Genomic DNA, 17,916 nt, shown 5'->3' with positions numbered 1-17,916 from the left:
ACACTCCCTATCTATTGAAGTGCCGTTACTAATACTGTGTTAACTGACCTAACAACCTCTCCAACGCGCGATAACTAAGCGCTTCCTTTAAATGTGATAAGCCAATATTAGGTGTAGAGCTCAGATCTGCAATGGTACGTGCAACCTTGATTATTCGATGATATGAACGTGGTGATAGCTTTAGTTTTTCTGCTGCTTTTGCTAGAAATAAGCGTTCAGCATCAGCAAGATAGCAGATATGATTTAGCTCTTTTACACTCAGTTGGTCGTTACATTTTCCCTGACGTGCTAAAGCTGTTTTATAGGCCTGTTCCACCCTAGCCCTTATTGTCGCGCTAGACTCTCCATTACTCTGGGATTGTAGCTCTTCTGTTTTTAGACGAGGTAATTCTACCTGTAGATCTATTCGGTCTAAAAATGGGCCTGAAATCTTAGCCAAATAGCGCAATACTTGATCTGGAGACGCTCTTTTGTCAGTGTAACAACCTGTAGGACTGGGGTTTAATGCTGCGATCAGTTGAAAGTTTGCAGGGTAATCAACTTGCCGAGCTGCGCGCGAAATCGTTACCATGCCCGTTTCCATCGGCTCACGTAATGAATCCAGTACCTTCCTATCAAATTCTGGTAACTCGTCCAAAAATAGAACACCATTATTTGACAATGATATCTCCCCTGGCTTAGGGTTCGATGAGCCTCCAACCAAGGCTACCGCAGAGCAAGTATGATGTGGAGCTCTAAAAGGCCTTGTTTTCCAGTTTGATTGGCTGATTGTTTTTCCCAGTATGGAATAGATAGAAGCCGTTTCTAACGCCTGATTATCCGTCATTAATGGCATTATCGTGGGCAGGCGCTGAGCAAGCATCGATTTTCCAGTGCCCGGAGGACCAAGAAATAAAACGTTATGCCCACCTGCCGCAGCTATTTCTAGTACTCGCTTCGCCCCCTCTTGCCCTTTCACTTCAGCCATATCCAGCAAGCTCCCACCTGAAGCTTGTATATTTAAATCGTCTGGGTAGAGTTGATTAAACCTAAGTGATTGCTGGCCGCTTAAGCCTAACCATGCTGTACGCAAGCAGCTTATAGCAACACGATTAGCATCAGCGGCAAGGCTCGCAACTGCATCGTTACCAGTAGGTAGGTAAGCAGTTCGCCCCTCCTTCGCTGCTGCAATAACAGATGGCAAAATCGCAGTGACCGTCCTCAGCTCACCATTTAACGCAAGCTCACCATAAAACTCTTTATCAGCAATAGCATGGCTATCTAACTGCCCTGATGCGACAAGAACACCGAGTGCGATTGCAAAGTCAAAGCGGCCACCGTCTTTGGGTAGATCTGCTGGTGCTAAGTTTACTGTGATACGCTGTTCTGGAAATAAAAAGCCAGCATTAACAAGCGCACTACGGACGCGTTCTTTGGCTTCTTTAACTGAGGTTTCGGGTAATCCAACAATACTAAAGGCAGGTAAACCATTGCTAAGGTGCACCTCAACAATTACCTCGGGTGCGGTAATACCAACTTGTGCTCGAGTGAAGACTCTTGCTAAAGACATCCATGTCTCCTGCTTACTTAATATTTATAGTTAAATACGTGTAACACCAAATGGTATCGCATAGCTGCTAATCTCAATAACAAGGTTGCCGCCATAGATAATACCATTACGTACTCTGTTGCCATGCCCAATTTAATTGCTTGAGTATAGACTACCCCGCCAAAAATGCAGGTGATCGCGTATAACTCTCCTTTTAAAAGAAGGGGGATTTCTCGAGCTAATACGTCTCTGATGACTCCACCAAAACACCCGGTCAATACGCCCATGATCACAGCTGTAGTATCAGGCATTCCAATACTTAAAGCCTTTTGTACTCCCATTACAGCGAAAAAAGCAAGCCCAATGGCATCAGCAACCTGCAGTACAGTTCTTGGGATATTTTGATGCCGATTTAACCACCATATACTCACAGCGACAGCAAATAAAATAGCGTAAATATAGCTAGTATCATGAAGCCAAAAAACGGGTTGATCTAAAATCAAGTCTCGTAATGTTCCCCCCCCGATACCAGTTACAGTCGCAAGGACAATCACACCAAAGCCATCCATATGTTTACTATGCGCAATTAAGGTTCCCGAAATTGCAAAAACCATGACGCCCAAGAGATCAAACCAATGATAGAGTTCTGACATTTCGTAATTAGTTGTGAAACAAAAGCAAAATCATAACGAAGATCTCACACAAAAGGTAGTGGGATCGCCGATATTTACAGTTTTCAATGTGGTGAGAAAAGTGACTTTATGAAATGTTTAGGATGAATGCTTGCGGATAAACCATCTACCATGTTGCACTATGATTATACTATGGTGGGAGCGAGTTTACCTCGCGATGTGTTGATTGGCTTGCGAGGTTTTATATCTCAAATCTCTATACCCCAAACAGCAAAAAACCCGTCGCATTGCTGCAACGGGTTTTGATGTACATGGTTTTTTTCCGGAACTTCATTGCAAGCCATCGGTGGGTAAACCATCTACCATGTTGCACTGTGCTGATACTGTGGTAGGAGCGAGTTCACCTCGCGATGTGTTGATTGGCTTGCGAGGTTTTATATCTCAAATCTCTATACCTCAAACAGCAAAAAACCCGTTGCATTGCTGCAACGGGTTTCTCTTATTTGGCCCTGGCGATGTTCTACTTTCACATGGGTAATCCACACTATCATCGACGCTGTTTTGTTTCACTTCTGAGTTCGGCATGGGGTCAGGTGGGTCCAAAACGCTATAGTCACCAGGAAAACTGGGTGCAAATGTCTAATGACATCGTGCCTCGCACGAGCATTCCATTTGCGCAAGGTGAACCGATTTCGCGATACCGCTTAGGTTGGTCACCTTGTTTAATTCTTAAATCCGGAAAAGCTATTAAATTCTTTTGTCTACTTTAGTCTATTAACTTCTGTTAGCTAAGGCCTCCATGGATGGAGGTCATGCTAGGAATTGTCTGGAACAATTCTAGTAAACCACTTTGGCGTTGTATGGTTAAGCCTCACGGGTAATTAGTACGAGTTAGCTTAATGCCTCACAGCACTTCCACATCTCGCCTATCAACGTTGTAGTCTTCAACGGCCCTTCAGTTGACTCTAAGTCAAAGTGAGAACTCATCTCGAGGCCTGCTTCCCGCTTAGATGCTTTCAGCGGTTATCAGTTCCGAACGTAGCTACCGGGCAATGCAATTGGCATCACAACCCGAACACCAGCGGTTCGTCCACTCCGGTCCTCTCGTACTAGGAGCAGCCCCTCTCAATTCTCAAACGCCCACGGCAGATAGGGACCGAACTGTCTCACGACGTTCTAAACCCAGCTCGCGTACCACTTTAAATGGCGAACAGCCATACCCTTGGGACCGACTTCAGCCCCAGGATGTGATGAGCCGACATCGAGGTGCCAAACACCGCCGTCGATATGAACTCTTGGGCGGTATCAGCCTGTTATCCCCGGAGTACCTTTTATCCGTTGAGCGATGGCCCTTCCATTCAGAACCACCGGATCACTATGACCTACTTTCGTACCTGCTCGACGTGTCTGTCTCGCAGTTAAGCTTGCTTCTACCATTACACTAACCGTACGATGTCCGACCGTACTTAGCAAACCTTCGTGCTCCTCCGTTACTCTTTGGGAGGAGACCGCCCCAGTCAAACTACCCACCAGGCACTGTCCTCAACCCCGATTCAGGGGCCTAAGTTAGAACATCAACACTACAAGGGTGGTATTTCAAGGTCGGCTCCACAGAAACTAGCGTCTCTGCTTCAAAGCCTCCCACCTATCCTACACATGTAGGGTCAATGTTCAGTGCCAAGCTGTAGTAAAGGTTCACGGGGTCTTTCCGTCTAGCCGCGGGTACACAGCATCTTCACTGCGATTTCAATTTCACTGAGTCTCGGGTGGAGACAGCGTGGCCATGGTTACACCATTCGTGCAGGTCGGAACTTACCCGACAAGGAATTTCGCTACCTTAGGACCGTTATAGTTACGGCCGCCGTTTACCGGGGCTTCGATCAAGAGCTTCGCCTAAGCTAACCCCATCAATTAACCTTCCGGCACCGGGCAGGTGTCACACCGTATACGTCATCTTACGATTTTGCACAGTGCTGTGTTTTTAATAAACAGTCCCAGCCACCTGGTCACTGCGGCTCTCGTTTGCTTACAGAGCAAGTCCTTCACAAACAAGAGCGTACCTTCTCCCGAAGTTACGGTACAATTTTGCCTAGTTCCTTCACCCGAGTTCTCTCAAGCGCCTTAGTATTCTCTACCTGACCACCTGTGTCGGTTTAGGGTACGATTCAGTATAAACTGAAGCTTAGAGGCTTTTCCTGGAAGTAGGGCATCAACAACTTCACCACCTTGGTGGCTCGTCTCGACTCTCAGCCTTGGCAACCCGGATTTTCCTAAGTCACCAGCCTACAGCCTTTCACATGGACAACCAACGCCATGCTTGCCTAGCCTGCTCCGTCCCCCATCGCATTCATACCGAGTACGGGAATATTAACCCGTTTCCCATCGACTACGCTCTTCAGCCTCGCCTTAGGGGTCGACTCACCCTACCCTGATTAACATGGGATAGGAACCCTTGGTCTTCCGGCGGAGGAGTTTTTCACTCCTCTTGTCGTTACTCATGTCAGCATTCGCACTTCTGATATGTCCAGCATGCCTCCCGGCACACCTTCAGCCACTTACAGAACGCTCCCCTACCCCGCGAATATACCCCGAAACTATCTCTTGCCAACTCAACGTGTTGGTCGCTTGACCGTTGGGCACTTCGTGCGTCAACGTTAATCTTAAAATAGTTTGGGTGGTATATTCGCAGCCGTAGCTTCGGTGGTATGTTTAGCCCCGTTACATCTTCCGCGCAGGCCGACTCGACTAGTGAGCTATTACGCTTTCTTTAAAGGGTGGCTGCTTCTAAGCCAACCTCCTAGCTGTTTTAGCCTTCCCACATCGTTTCCCACTTAACATACACTTTGGGACCTTAGCTGACGGTCTGGGTTGTTTCCCTCTCCACGACGGACGTTAGCACCCGCCGTGTGTCTCCCGGATATTACTTTACGGTATTCGGAGTTTGCAAAGGGTTGGTAAGTCGGGATGACCCCCTAGCCTTAACAGTGCTCTACCCCCGTAAGTATTCGTCCGAGGCTCTACCTAAATAGATTTCGGGGAGAACCAGCTATCTCCCGGTTTGATTAGCCTTTCACTCCTAGCCACAGGTCATCCCCTAACTTTTCAACGTTAGTGGGTTCGGTCCTCCAGTTGATGTTACTCAACCTTCAACCTGCCCATGGCTAGATCACCGGGTTTCGGGTCTATACCCTGCAACTTAAGCGCCCAGTTAAGACTCGCTTTCGCTACGGCTCCCCTAAATGGTTAACCTCGCTACAGAATATAAGTCGCTGACCCATTATACAAAAGGTACGCAGTCACCCAACAAGTAGGCTCCTACTGCTTGTACGTACACGGTTTCAGGTTCTATTTCACTCCCCTCACAGGGGTTCTTTTCGCCTTTCCCTCACGGTACTGGTTCACTATCGGTCAGTTGGGAGTATTTAGCCTTGGAGGATGGTCCCCCCATATTCAGTCAAAGTTTCACGTGCTCCGACCTACTCGATTTCACTTTAGATAAGTTTTTGTGTACGGGACTATCACCCTGTTTCGTCATGCTTTCCAGCATATTCCACTAACTACACTAAAGCTTAAGGGCTGCTCCGATTTCGCTCGCCGCTACTTTCGGAATCTCGGTTGATTTCTTTTCCTACGGGTACTTAGATGTTTCAGTTCTCCGCGTTCGCCTCGTTAACCTATGTATTCAGTTAACGATACCTGCAAGCAGGTGGGTTTCCCCATTCGGAAATCCTAGCCTCAAGCGCCTCTTACTGGCTTGACTAGGCTTATCGCAAGTTAGTACGTCCTTCATCGCCTCCAACTGCCAAGGCATCCACCGTGTACGCTTAGTCACTTAACCATACAACCCAAAATAGTTTTAAGTTGTACTGCTAAAGACAGTTTAACTTCGCCAGAAGTTAATATTGAATACTAAAGTAGACGCTAATTAATCATAAAAATGATTAATCGGCATTTTCTTTCGAAAACTCGATAAATAACTTTCGTTATCTATCAGAATTTAATTTTTCAGCTTTTCCAAATTTTTAAAGAGCAATATCACTTAGCCATCAGGCCAAGCAACAATCATCTGTGTGGACACTTCGAACAAATAAGTTCTAAATCGTATAAGGAGGTGATCCAGCCCCAGGTTCCCCTAGGGCTACCTTGTTACGACTTCACCCCAGTCATGAATCACTCCGTGGTGAACGTCCCCCCGAAGGTTAGACTATCCACTTCTGGAGCAACCCACTCCCATGGTGTGACGGGCGGTGTGTACAAGGCCCGGGAACGTATTCACCGCAACATTCTGATTTGCGATTACTAGCGATTCCGACTTCATGGAGTCGAGTTGCAGACTCCAATCCGGACTACGACAGGCTTTAAGGGATTCGCTCACTATCGCTAGCTCGCTGCTCTCTGTACCTGCCATTGTAGCACGTGTGTAGCCCTACACGTAAGGGCCATGATGACTTGACGTCGTCCCCACCTTCCTCCGGTTTATCACCGGCAGTCTCCTTAGAGTTCCCGACCGAATCGCTGGCAACTAAGGATAGGGGTTGCGCTCGTTGCGGGACTTAACCCAACATCTCACAACACGAGCTGACGACAGCCATGCAGCACCTGTATCAGAGCTCCCGAAGGCACCAAACCATCTCTGGTAAGTTCTCTGTATGTCAAGTGTAGGTAAGGTTCTTCGCGTTGCATCGAATTAAACCACATGCTCCACCGCTTGTGCGGGCCCCCGTCAATTCATTTGAGTTTTAACCTTGCGGCCGTACTCCCCAGGCGGTCTACTTAATGCGTTAGCTTTGGAAAAGTTGTCCGAAGACCCCAGCTCCTAGTAGACATCGTTTACGGCGTGGACTACCAGGGTATCTAATCCTGTTTGCTCCCCACGCTTTCGTACATGAGCGTCAGTGTTGACCCAGGTGGCTGCCTTCGCCATCGGTATTCCTTCAGATCTCTACGCATTTCACCGCTACACCTGAAATTCTACCACCCTCTATCACACTCTAGTTTGCCAGTTCGAAATGCAGTTCCCAGGTTAAGCCCGGGGCTTTCACATCTCGCTTAACAAACCGCCTGCGTACGCTTTACGCCCAGTAATTCCGATTAACGCTCGCACCCTCCGTATTACCGCGGCTGCTGGCACGGAGTTAGCCGGTGCTTCTTCTGTCAGTAACGTCACAGCTAGCAGGTATTAACTACTAACCTTTCCTCCTGACTGAAAGTGCTTTACAACCCGAAGGCCTTCTTCACACACGCGGCATGGCTGCATCAGGCTTGCGCCCATTGTGCAATATTCCCCACTGCTGCCTCCCGTAGGAGTCTGGACCGTGTCTCAGTTCCAGTGTGGCTGATCATCCTCTCAAACCAGCTAGGGATCGTCGCCTTGGTGAGCCTTTACCTCACCAACTAGCTAATCCCACTTGGGCCAATCTAAAGGCGAGAGCCGAAGCCCCCTTTGGTCCGTAGACGTTATGCGGTATTAGCCATCGTTTCCAATGGTTGTCCCCCACCTCAAGGCATGTTCCCAAGCATTACTCACCCATCCGCCGCTCGTCATCTTCTAGCAAGCTAGAAATGTTACCGCTCGACTTGCATGTGTTAGGCCTGCCGCCAGCGTTCAATCTGAGCCATGATCAAACTCTTCAATTAAAAGTTTTTTCGAAACCTAAGTTTCGTGCTCATTGAATTCTGATTTTGTTCTTGTTTCCAAGAACGAATTGACTGTGCGTTATTATTTTCACTTTTTAAAAAAGTAAAATCAAAACAGCTCAAGGCTGAATCTTTTAATAACTTATGGTCACTCAGCTCAATTGAGACTCTAAATTTGCTTGCGTCATCTAGCGAACTAGAATCTGCTGTTAGAACTCAATCTGTACGAGTGCCCACACAGATGATTGCTTCATATTTTTAAAGAACGTTTCGAAACATTTCGCTGTTTCGAGGGATGTGCATTCTAAGCATTCCCGATTTTTTGTCAACACTTAATTTTGAATTTCTTGAGAAGAAGTTTCGAACTTAAGTTTTACTTGACGCTAACTCGTTGCCACTTTGCTTTTCAGCGTAGCGCCCCGTGTCAGTGGGGTCGCATTATAGGGCGATCCGATTTTAGTGCAACCCTTTTTTTAAAGAAAATTGCGAAAAAACGTTTGTTCGAGCAAAAATAAAGCGAAACGCTTATTTTTGATACTTGACCGTATAAAAAGAGAACAAAATAGAGGTATTGTATAGCGTTTATGTATAGTACCGCGTGTTATCAACACTATTGAGGCACTATTCTATAAGAGGGGATATCACCTAATAAGAAGGTTCCAGAACAATTCTTGAATTGCTAGGAATGACCCTGTTCGCAGGTCGCGATATAAAATCGCTGCTACGAAGTATCAAAAAGTCTGTACGCCTTATTGGAGAACGACCCTTTTCATTGATCGCGATATAAAATCGCTGCTACGAGGCATTAAAAAGTCTGTACGCCTTATTGGAGAATGACCCTTTTCATTGATCGCGATATAAAATCGCTGCTACTAGGTATTAAAAAGTCTGTACGCCCTATTGGAGAACGACCCTTTTCACTGGTCGCGATATAAAATCGCTGCTACGAGGTATTAAGAAATCTGTATTTCTTATTTGAGAATGACCCTTTTCACTGGTCGCGATATAAAATCGCTGCTACGAGGTATTAAGAAATCTGTATTTCTTATTTGAGAATGACCCTTTTCACTGGTCGCGATATAAAATCGCTGCTACGAGGCATTAAAAAGTCTGTACGCCTTATTGGAGGATGACCCTTTCATTGATCGCGATATAAAATCGCATCTACAAGGCATTAAAAAAGGCCGTACTCTTTATCAGAGAACGACCTTTTTTTGCTGGTCGCGATATAAAATCGCTGCTACGAAGATTACTCTTCGATTGTTGCTACAACACCAGCACCTACTGTACGGCCACCTTCACGGATAGCGAAACGTAGACCTTCGTCCATCGCGATTGGTACGATTAGCTCAACAGTCATCTTGATGTTGTCGCCTGGCATTACCATTTCTACGCCGTCTGGTAGCTGGATGTCACCAGTTACGTCTGTTGTACGGAAGTAGAACTGTGGACGGTAACCTTTGAAGAAAGGAGTGTGACGACCACCTTCATCTTTCGAAAGTACGTATACTTCTGAAGTGAATTTTGTGTGTGGCTTGATTGAACCAGGCTTACATAGTACTTGACCACGCTCTACTTCATCACGCTTAGTACCACGTAGTAGTGCACCGATGTTCTCACCCGCACGACCTTCGTCTAGAAGCTTACGGAACATCTCAACACCCGTACAAGTTGTCTTCGTAGTTTCTTTGATACCTACGATTTCTACTTCGTCGTTCACGTTGATGATACCAGCTTCTACACGGCCTGTTACTACTGTACCACGACCCTGGATTGAGAATACGTCTTCGATAGGCATGATGAATGGCTTATCGATGTCACGCTCTGGCTCTGGGATGTAAGAATCTAGTGCTTCTGCAAGCTCAACGATCTTCGCTTCCCACTGCTCTTCGCCTTCTAGTGCTTTAAGCGCTGAACCTTGGATTAGTGGTAGGTCATCACCTGGGAAGTCGTACTCAGAAAGTAGTTCACGAACTTCCATCTCTACTAGCTCTAGTAGCTCTTCGTCGTCAACCATGTCACATTTGTTCATGAATACGATGATGTAAGGTACACCAACCTGACGAGAAAGTAGGATGTGCTCACGTGTTTGAGGCATAGGACCGTCAGTAGCTGCAACTACTAGGATCGCGCCGTCCATCTGTGCAGCACCTGTGATCATGTTTTTAACATAGTCAGCGTGTCCTGGACAGTCTACGTGTGCATAGTGACGAGTTGGTGTGTCATACTCAACGTGTGAAGTTGAGATTGTGATACCACGCTCACGCTCTTCTGGAGCGTTATCGATTGATGCGAAGTCTTTTGCTTCACCACCGTATACTTTTGCAAGTACGTTAGTGATTGCTGCAGTTAGAGTTGTTTTACCGTGGTCAACGTGGCCGATTGTACCTACGTTTACGTGCGGTTTTACGCGTTCAAACTTTTCTTTTGCCATTTTCAAATTTCCTATAAAGAAATTAAAGTCCAGCCCTAAGACCGGACCGAACTAAAATTACTTAACAGCGCGAGCTGCAATTATTGCATCAGCTACGTTTTTAGCCGCTTCAGCATACTTTAGGAATTCCATAGAGTATGATGCGCGCCCTTGTGTAGCGGAGCGTAAGTCTGTTGCATAACCAAACATTTCAGAAAGCGGTACCTGAGCATTAATTTGCTTCGAGCCACCAAATGCTTCTTCCATGCCTTCAATTATGCCACGACGACGGTTTAAGTCGCCTACTACATCACCCATGTTTTCTTCAGGGGTGATTACTTCTACTTTCATGACAGGCTCAAGTAGAACTGGACTTGCTTCAAGCGCGCCCTTTCTAAAGCCCATCGAACCTGCGATCTTAAACGCCATCTCGTTTGAGTCAACATCGTGGAACGAGCCATCAAACAGAGTAGCTTTAACACCCAATAGCGGATAACCGGCAAGAACACCTTGCTTCATCTGCTCTTGAATACCTTTATCAACCGCTGGGATATACTCTTTTGGTACTGTACCACCTACGATTTCGTTAACGAATTCGTATATTGGCGCATCATCATCAGAGACATCCATTGGTTCTAGCTTCAACCAAACGTGACCATATTGACCACGACCACCAGATTGGCGCACAAACTTACCTTCAGCTTCAACAGAAGCTCGGATAGTTTCGCGGTATGCAACCTGAGGCTTACCAACGTTACACACAACGTTAAACTCACGCTTCATCCGATCGACAATGATATCTAAGTGAAGTTCACCCATACCAGAGATAATCGTCTGACCCGATTCTTCGTCCGTTTCTACACGGAATGAAGGATCTTCTGCTGCAAGTTTACCAAGCGCAACGCCCATTTTTTCTTGGTCAGCTACTGTTTTAGGTTCTACTGCGACCGAGATTACAGGCTCAGGAAACTCCATACGCTCTAACGTAATTGGCGCTTCTTGAGCACAAAGTGTATCACCAGTAGTTACATCTTTTAGGCCGATAGCAGCCGCGATGTCACCCGCATGAACTTCTTTAATCTCTTCACGCGAGTTTGAGTGCATTTGAACAATACGTCCAAAACGCTCTTTTTTACCTTTAACAGGATTTAGTACCGAATCACCTTGGCTAACTTTACCAGAGTAAACTCGGAAGAAAGTAAGTGTGCCAACGAATGGATCGGTTGCGATCTTAAATGCAAGCGCCGCAAACGGTGCATTATCGTCAGCTTCACGCGTATCTTCGGATTCGTCTTCTAAGACACCTTGGATAGCTTTTACTTCAGTAGGCGAAGGCATGAATTCAATCACAGCGTCAAGCACAGCCTGAACACCTTTGTTCTTGAATGCACTACCTGTCGTCATTGGCACAATTTCATTGGCCAATGTGCGTTGACGAAGGGCTGATTTAATCTCTTCTTCGCTCAACTCACCATCTTCAAGATATTTTTCCATTAGCTCTTCAGAAGCTTCTGCAGCGCTCTCAATTAGATGAGAACGCCATTCTTCAGCAAGCTCAAGAAGATCTGCAGGGACCTCTTCATAGTTGAAAGTCATTCCCTGGTCTTCTTCATTCCAGTTAATCGCTTTCATCTTGATAAGGTCAATAACACCTTTAAATTCATCTTCAGCACCAATTGGTAGCTGAATAGGCACAGGTGTAGCACCGAGACGTTTTTTAACTTGTTCAACAACAGACAAGAAATTAGCCCCCGTACGATCCATCTTATTGACGAAAATCATACGTGGTACTTCGTATTTGTTTGCCTGACGCCAAACGGTCTCAGTTTGCGGTTGCACACCTGATGAAGCACATAACACAACAACAGCACCATCAAGTACGCGCAATGAACGCTCTACTTCGATAGTAAAATCTACGTGTCCTGGAGTATCGATGATGTTTACACGATGCTCATCAAACTGAGCATCCATCCCTTTCCAGAAACACGTCGTTGCAGCAGAAGTGATCGTGATACCACGCTCTTGCTCCTGCTCCATCCAGTCCATAGTTGCGGCACCGTCGTGTACCTCACCAATCTTATGAGAAAGACCAGTATAGAAAAGTACGCGCTCGGTCGTAGTTGTTTTACCCGCATCTACGTGAGCACATATACCAATGTTACGGTAGCGCTCAATCGGAGTTGTCCGTGCCATAATATCCTCTTAAAGGGTGTTAGCAGATTACCAACGGTAGTGAGCGAATGCTTTGTTCGCTTCAGCCATACGGTGAACGTCTTCACGTTTCTTAACCGCAGTGCCTTTGTTTTCAGCAGCGTCGATCATCTCTTGAGCAAGACGAAGACCCATTGATTTTTCGCCACGCTTACGTGCAGCTTCAACCAACCAACGCATACCTAGTGCGTTACGACGCACTGGACGTACTTCAACTGGTACTTGGTACGTTGAACCACCAACACGGCGAGATTTAACCTCTACCTGTGGGCGAACGTTATCAAGTGCAGATTCAAAGATTTCTAGGTGCGACTTGCCTGATTTTTCAGCAGCCACGTCTAGCGCACCATATACGATTTTTTCAGCAGTAGATTTCTTGCCGTCAAGCATTACTACGTTAACGAATTTAGCAAGAAGCTCTGATCCGAACTTCGGATCTGGAAGAATTTTACGTTGACCTATTACGCGTCTTCTAGGCATTTTCTTTCTCCGGTATCTTCAGGTCCGTGCTAAACACGGATTCCCAAAACAATATATAAAAATTTAAAACTTAAGTGCTTGGCCTTACTAACGGAGAACCATTAGCCCTTAGGACGTTTTGCACCGTACTTAGAACGAGCCTGTCTACGGTCGTTTACGCCTGCACAGTCAAGTGCACCACGAACAGTGTGGAAACGCACACCTGGTAAGTCTTTAACACGACCACCACGGATTAGGATTACACTGTGCTCTTGTAGGTTGTGACCTTCACCACCAATGTATGAAGTTACTTCGAAACCGTTAGTTAAACGTACACGCGCTACTTTACGTAATGCAGAGTTTGGTTTCTTAGGTGTTGTTGTATATACGCGAGTACATACACCACGCTTTTGTGGACAAGCTTTAAGAGCAGCTGAGTTGCTCTTTGTAACCTTGCTACGACGTGGCTTACGCACTAGCTGGTTAATAGTTGCCATTAAATAGCTCCTGAATTAATAAATTACTACTGAAAAATAAAATCTTACCATTTAGGCCAAATCCAATTTTCTTGAACGACTAAAATGGGTGGCCGAATTTTAATGACCAAAGTTTAACCTGTCAACCAAAAGTCGTCATCAGCGCTAAGTAAATGCATGCAATTCGGATGGTTTTGTCTGCGAAGCTATTGAAAGTTAACAAAAGTTGACGATTGCATTGAAAAACCTTTGTTGCAGTATACATATTGATGTGACGCTTTGATGGCAATTCGACCAGCGAGTTGAAAAGGCATAAAAAAACCGCTGCATTCACACAGCGGTTTTTCAATTAATTAGCTAAATGGCGAGGATTACTCGTTGCCACCTAGTAAATCAGCGTTTAGTGCATCTGTTAGCGCTTGAGTTGCCTCTTCAGCACTTACTGTTTGCTCTTCAACAGCTGCTTCACCTTGCTTACGACGGTTGATGCGCTCTTCATGGTATGCGAAACCTGTACCCGCAGGGATCAAACGACCCACGATTACGTTTTCTTTCAGACCACGTAGCTCATCGCTCTTACCGTTAACCGCAGCTTCGGTTAGAACACGTGTTGTTTCCTGGAACGATGCCGCAGAAATAAACGATTCAGTCGCAAGTGACGCTTTAGTAATACCCATTAGTTGGATTTCAAACTTAGCTGGGATCTTACCTTGCATTTCTAGTTCACGGTTAGCGATGTTTACACGTGCAACTTCAGCTTGCTCGCCTACTAGGAACTCACTGTCACCACCGTCAAGGATGATACACTTACGAAGCATCTGACGAACGATAGTCTCAATGTGCTTATCGTTAATCTTTACGCCCTGTAGGCGGTATACTTCTTGTACTTCGTTAGTGATGTAGTTAGATACATCAGTAACACCACGTAGACGTAGGATGTCGTGCGGAGACTCTGGACCATCGGCGATTACTTCACCTTTAGCCACTTGCTCACCTTCGAACACGTTAAGCTGACGCCATTTCGGGATCATCTCTTCGTATGCATCACCCTCTTCCGGTGTGATCACAAGACGTTTCTTACCTTTAGTCTCTTTACCGAAGCTAACGGTACCTGTGATTTCTGCAAGAATTGCAGGATCTTTTGGCTTACGCGCTTCGAATAGGTCAGCAACTCGAGGTAGACCACCCGTGATGTCACGAGTCTTTGAACCTTCTTGTGGAATACGAGCCAGTACCGAACCAGGTAGTACTGTTGCACCATCTGTGATTTCAATCGTTGTGAATGAAGGTAGACGGATCTCTTGAAGACCACGTTCTTCGTTCTCAATGATTAGTTTAGGCTCTTTCGCGTTTACTTTCGCAAGATCCTTAACAACCACACGTGTTAGACCAGTTAATTCATCAGTCTGTGCTTCAGTGTTTGAATCATCAATATCGCTGAACGATACTTTTGACTCATGTTCAATGATGATTGGGTGACTATGCGGGTCCCAAGTAGCAACGATATCGTTACCTTTAACGTCAGCACCATCTTGTACAGTTAATACTGCACCGTAAGGAACTTTATAACGCTCTTTCTCACGACCGTGCTCATCGATTATCGTGATCTCAGTTGAACGAGACGTGATAACGATTTTGCCATCAGCATTGATTACAAACTTAGCATTGTGAAGTTTCAGATTACCATTGTTCTTAACTTGAACACTGTTCTCTGCAGAAGCTCGTGATGCCGCACCACCGATGTGGAATGTACGCATCGTAAGCTGTGTACCCGGCTCACCGATTGACTGTGCCGCGATTACACCAACTGCTTCACCAGGGTTGATGATGTGGCCACGTGCCAAGTCACGACCATAACAGTGTGCACACACACCAAAGTCGTTTTGACAGGTGATTACAGAACGTACTTTAACTTCGTCTACTGAGTGCTCTTCTAGAAGGTCACACAGTTTTTCGTCAATCATTACGTTACGTTCAACAAGTACTTCTGTTGTACCAGGCTTAACCACGTCTTCAGCAACAACACGACCTAGTACGCGCTCACGAAGCGGCTCTACAACGTCACCACCTTCAATTAGCGGCTTCATTACTAGACCTTCTTCGGTACCACAGTCTGATTCATTGATAACCAAATCCTGTGCTACGTCTACTAGACGACGAGTTAGGTAACCCGAGTTCGCTGTCTTAAGTGCCGTATCCGCTAGACCCTTACGCGCACCGTGCGTCGAGATAAAGTACTGCAGTACGTTTAGACCTTCACGGAAGTTCGCTGTAATTGGCGTTTCGATGATTGAACCATCTGGACGTGCCATTAGACCACGCATACCCGCTAGCTGACGGATCTGAGCAGCACTACCACGAGCGCCTGAGTCTGCCATCATAAACACTGAGTTAAATGACGGTTGCTCTTCTTCGTTACCTTCAGCATTGATAACCGTTTCTTTTGAAAGGTTAGCCATCATCTCGCGAGAAAGGTTTTCGTTTACACGTGACCAGATATCAATAACTTTGTTGTATTTCTCACCGGCAGTTACAAGACCTGATTGGAACTGTTGGTTGATTTCTGCAACTTCAGCTTCCGCACGATCGATGATCTCACCTTTAGTTGGTGGGATTACCATGTCATTGATACCGATAGAAACACCTGATTTCATCGCGTAGTGGAAACCGGTATACATCACTTGGTCAGCAAAGATAACAGTATCTTTAAGACCTAGACGACGGTAACACTCGTTAAGAAGACCGGAAATTTGTTTCTTACCTAGTGGTTTGTTGATCAGTTCAAACGGCAAGCCTTCAGGGATATTCAATGAAAGGATTGCACGACCTACTGTCGTATCTACTAGGTGAGTTAACGTGCCGCGCTCACGTGTTTCTTCGTCGATAGTCACTTCTGTGATACGCACTTTAACACGAGCGTGAAGCTCAGCTGCACCTACACGGTATGCTTTTTCAGCTTCTTTAGCATCTTTAAATACAGTGCCTTCACCTTTACCGTTGATACGATCGCGAGTCATGTAGTAAAGACCTAGTACAACGTCCTGTGAAGGAACGATGATTGGTTCACCGTTAGCTGGCGCTAGAATGTTGTTGGTAGACATCATCAATGCACGCGCTTCCAACTGCGCTTCAAGCGTCAGTGGTACGTGAACAGCCATTTGGTCACCATCGAAGTCAGCGTTATACGCCGCACACACTAGCGGGTGCAGGTGAATCGCTTTACCTTCGATAAGTACAGGTTCGAATGCTTGGATACCTAGACGGTGAAGTGTTGGCGCACGGTTAAGTAAAACCGGGTGCTCACGGATAACTTCGTCTAGTACGTCCCAAACTTCTGGTACTTCACGCTCAACCATCTTCTTCGCAGCTTTGATGGTTGTCGCCATACCACGGCGCTCTAGTTTACCGTAGATAAATGGCTTGAATAGCTCAAGTGCCATCTTCTTAGGTAGACCACACTGATGTAGTTTCAGCGTAGGACCAACGGTGATAACAGAACGGCCTGAGTAGTCAACACGCTTACCTAGAAGGTTTTGACGGAAACGACCTTGCTTACCTTTGATCATGTCAGCAAGCGACTTCAGTGGACGCTTGTTAGAACCTGTAATTGCACGGCCACGACGACCATTATCAAGTAGCGCATCAACCGCTTCTTGAAGCATACGCTTTTCGTTACGTACGATGATGTCTGGTGCAGCTAGGTCTAGAAGACGCTTCAAACGGTTGTTACGGTTGATCACACGACGGTAAAGGTCGTTCAGATCTGAAGTCGCAAAACGACCGCCGTCTAGTGGTACTAGAGGACGTAGATCTGGTGGAAGAACCGGTAGCACGCTCATTACCATCCACTCAGGGTTGTTACCTGATTGGTGGAACGCTTCCATTAGTTTAAGACGCTTAGTGATTTTCTTACGCTTAGTTTCAGAGTTGATTGTTGGCAACTCTTCACGCATTTCAGCGATTAACTGACCAAGGTCTAGGTCACGAAGTAGATCAAGTACAGCTTCTGCACCCATCTTCGCTTCAAACTCATCACCGTGCTCTTCAAGTGCATCTAGGTATTCTTCTTCACCTAGTAGTTGACCGCGCTCAAGCGTAGTCATACCTGGCTCAGTTACCACGAATGATTCAAAATAAAGTACGCGCTCGATATCACGAAGCGTCATATCTAGCATTAGGCCGATACGTGACGGAAGTGATTTCAAGAACCAAATATGCGCAACTGGGCTAGCCAGCTCGATGTGACCCATACGGTCACGACGTACTTTTGTTAGCGTTACTTCAACGCCACACTTTTCACAGATAACACCACGGTGCTTCAAGCGCTTGTATTTACCACACAAACACTCGTAATCTTTTACTGGGCCGAAGATACGGGCACAGAATAAGCCATCACGCTCAGGCTTGAAAGTACGGTAGTTGATTGTCTCAGGTTTCTTTACTTCACCGTAAGACCATGAACGCACCATGTCTGGCGAAGCAAGACCAATACGAATTGCATCGAATTCTTCGGTCTTATTTTGTTGCTTCAGAAACTTAAGTAAGTCTTTCACCTTAGCT

7 protein-coding genes and 3 rRNA genes are annotated in these 17,916 nt (G+C 46.0%); all 10 read right to left on the bottom strand.

Annotated features, from left to right (window positions below):
- Positions 1-28: 28 nt before the first annotated feature.
- Entirely contained in the window at positions 29-1,549 is a 1,521-nt protein-coding gene (locus GSF13_RS06815; RefSeq protein ID WP_211867576.1) for a YifB family Mg chelatase-like AAA ATPase, read from the bottom strand.
- 17 nt (positions 1,550-1,566) lie between these two features.
- Positions 1,567-2,181 carry a trimeric intracellular cation channel family protein gene (locus GSF13_RS06810; protein ID WP_039492969.1) on the bottom strand — a complete coding sequence of 205 codons (615 nt, stop codon included), beginning with the start codon at positions 2,179-2,181 and terminating at the stop codon, positions 1,567-1,569.
- Positions 2,182-2,667: 486 nt separating this feature from the next.
- Positions 2,668-2,781, bottom strand: a 5S ribosomal RNA gene (rrf, locus tag GSF13_RS06805).
- Between the two features lie 239 nt (positions 2,782-3,020).
- A 23S ribosomal RNA gene (locus GSF13_RS06800) occupies positions 3,021-5,998 on the bottom strand.
- A gap of 266 nt (positions 5,999-6,264) precedes the next feature.
- Positions 6,265-7,797: ribosomal RNA gene (locus tag GSF13_RS06795) — 16S ribosomal RNA — on the bottom strand.
- The 16S, 23S and 5S rRNA genes sit together here, the layout of an rRNA operon.
- 1,249 nt (positions 7,798-9,046) lie before the next feature.
- Entirely contained in the window at positions 9,047-10,231 is a 1,185-nt protein-coding gene (gene tuf / locus GSF13_RS06790) for an elongation factor Tu (RefSeq protein ID WP_119230648.1), read from the bottom strand.
- Between the two features lie 57 nt (positions 10,232-10,288).
- A complete protein-coding gene (gene fusA, locus GSF13_RS06785; protein WP_102055956.1) occupies positions 10,289-12,403 on the bottom strand; it encodes an elongation factor G in 2,115 nt (704 codons plus the stop codon).
- A gap of 27 nt (positions 12,404-12,430) precedes the next feature.
- Positions 12,431-12,901 carry a 30S ribosomal protein S7 gene (rpsG, locus tag GSF13_RS06780; protein WP_010376219.1) on the bottom strand — a complete coding sequence of 157 codons (471 nt, stop codon included), beginning with the start codon at positions 12,899-12,901 and terminating at the stop codon, positions 12,431-12,433.
- Positions 12,902-13,002: 101 nt separating this feature from the next.
- Positions 13,003-13,377 carry a 30S ribosomal protein S12 gene (gene rpsL / locus GSF13_RS06775; protein WP_010367657.1) on the bottom strand — a complete coding sequence of 125 codons (375 nt, stop codon included), beginning with the start codon at positions 13,375-13,377 and terminating at the stop codon, positions 13,003-13,005.
- A gap of 350 nt (positions 13,378-13,727) precedes the next feature.
- Positions 13,728-17,909, bottom strand: a complete 4,182-nt coding sequence (rpoC, locus tag GSF13_RS06770) for a DNA-directed RNA polymerase subunit beta' (protein WP_039494556.1) — start codon at positions 17,907-17,909, stop codon at positions 13,728-13,730.
- Positions 17,910-17,916: the final 7 nt, after the last annotated feature.

The sequence above is a fragment of the Pseudoalteromonas sp. M8 genome (assembly GCF_018141365.1).
In the GTDB taxonomy this organism is placed as follows: domain Bacteria; phylum Pseudomonadota; class Gammaproteobacteria; order Enterobacterales; family Alteromonadaceae; genus Pseudoalteromonas.
The sequence above is the reverse complement of the archived record's forward strand: the minus strand, read 5'-3'. Positions and strand labels throughout refer to the sequence as shown.

Coding starts and splice junctions, on each gene's coding strand:
- GSF13_RS06815 (WP_211867576.1), bottom strand. CDS start 1,549: ATGTCTTTAGCAAGAGTCTTCACTCGAGCACAAGTTGGTATTACCGCA.
- GSF13_RS06810 (WP_039492969.1), bottom strand. CDS start 2,181: ATGTCAGAACTCTATCATTGGTTTGATCTCTTGGGCGTCATGGTTTTT.
- tuf (WP_119230648.1), bottom strand. CDS start 10,231: ATGGCAAAAGAAAAGTTTGAACGCGTAAAACCGCACGTAAACGTAGGT.
- fusA (WP_102055956.1), bottom strand. CDS start 12,403: ATGGCACGGACAACTCCGATTGAGCGCTACCGTAACATTGGTATATGT.
- rpsG (WP_010376219.1), bottom strand. CDS start 12,901: ATGCCTAGAAGACGCGTAATAGGTCAACGTAAAATTCTTCCAGATCCG.
- rpsL (WP_010367657.1), bottom strand. CDS start 13,377: ATGGCAACTATTAACCAGCTAGTGCGTAAGCCACGTCGTAGCAAGGTT.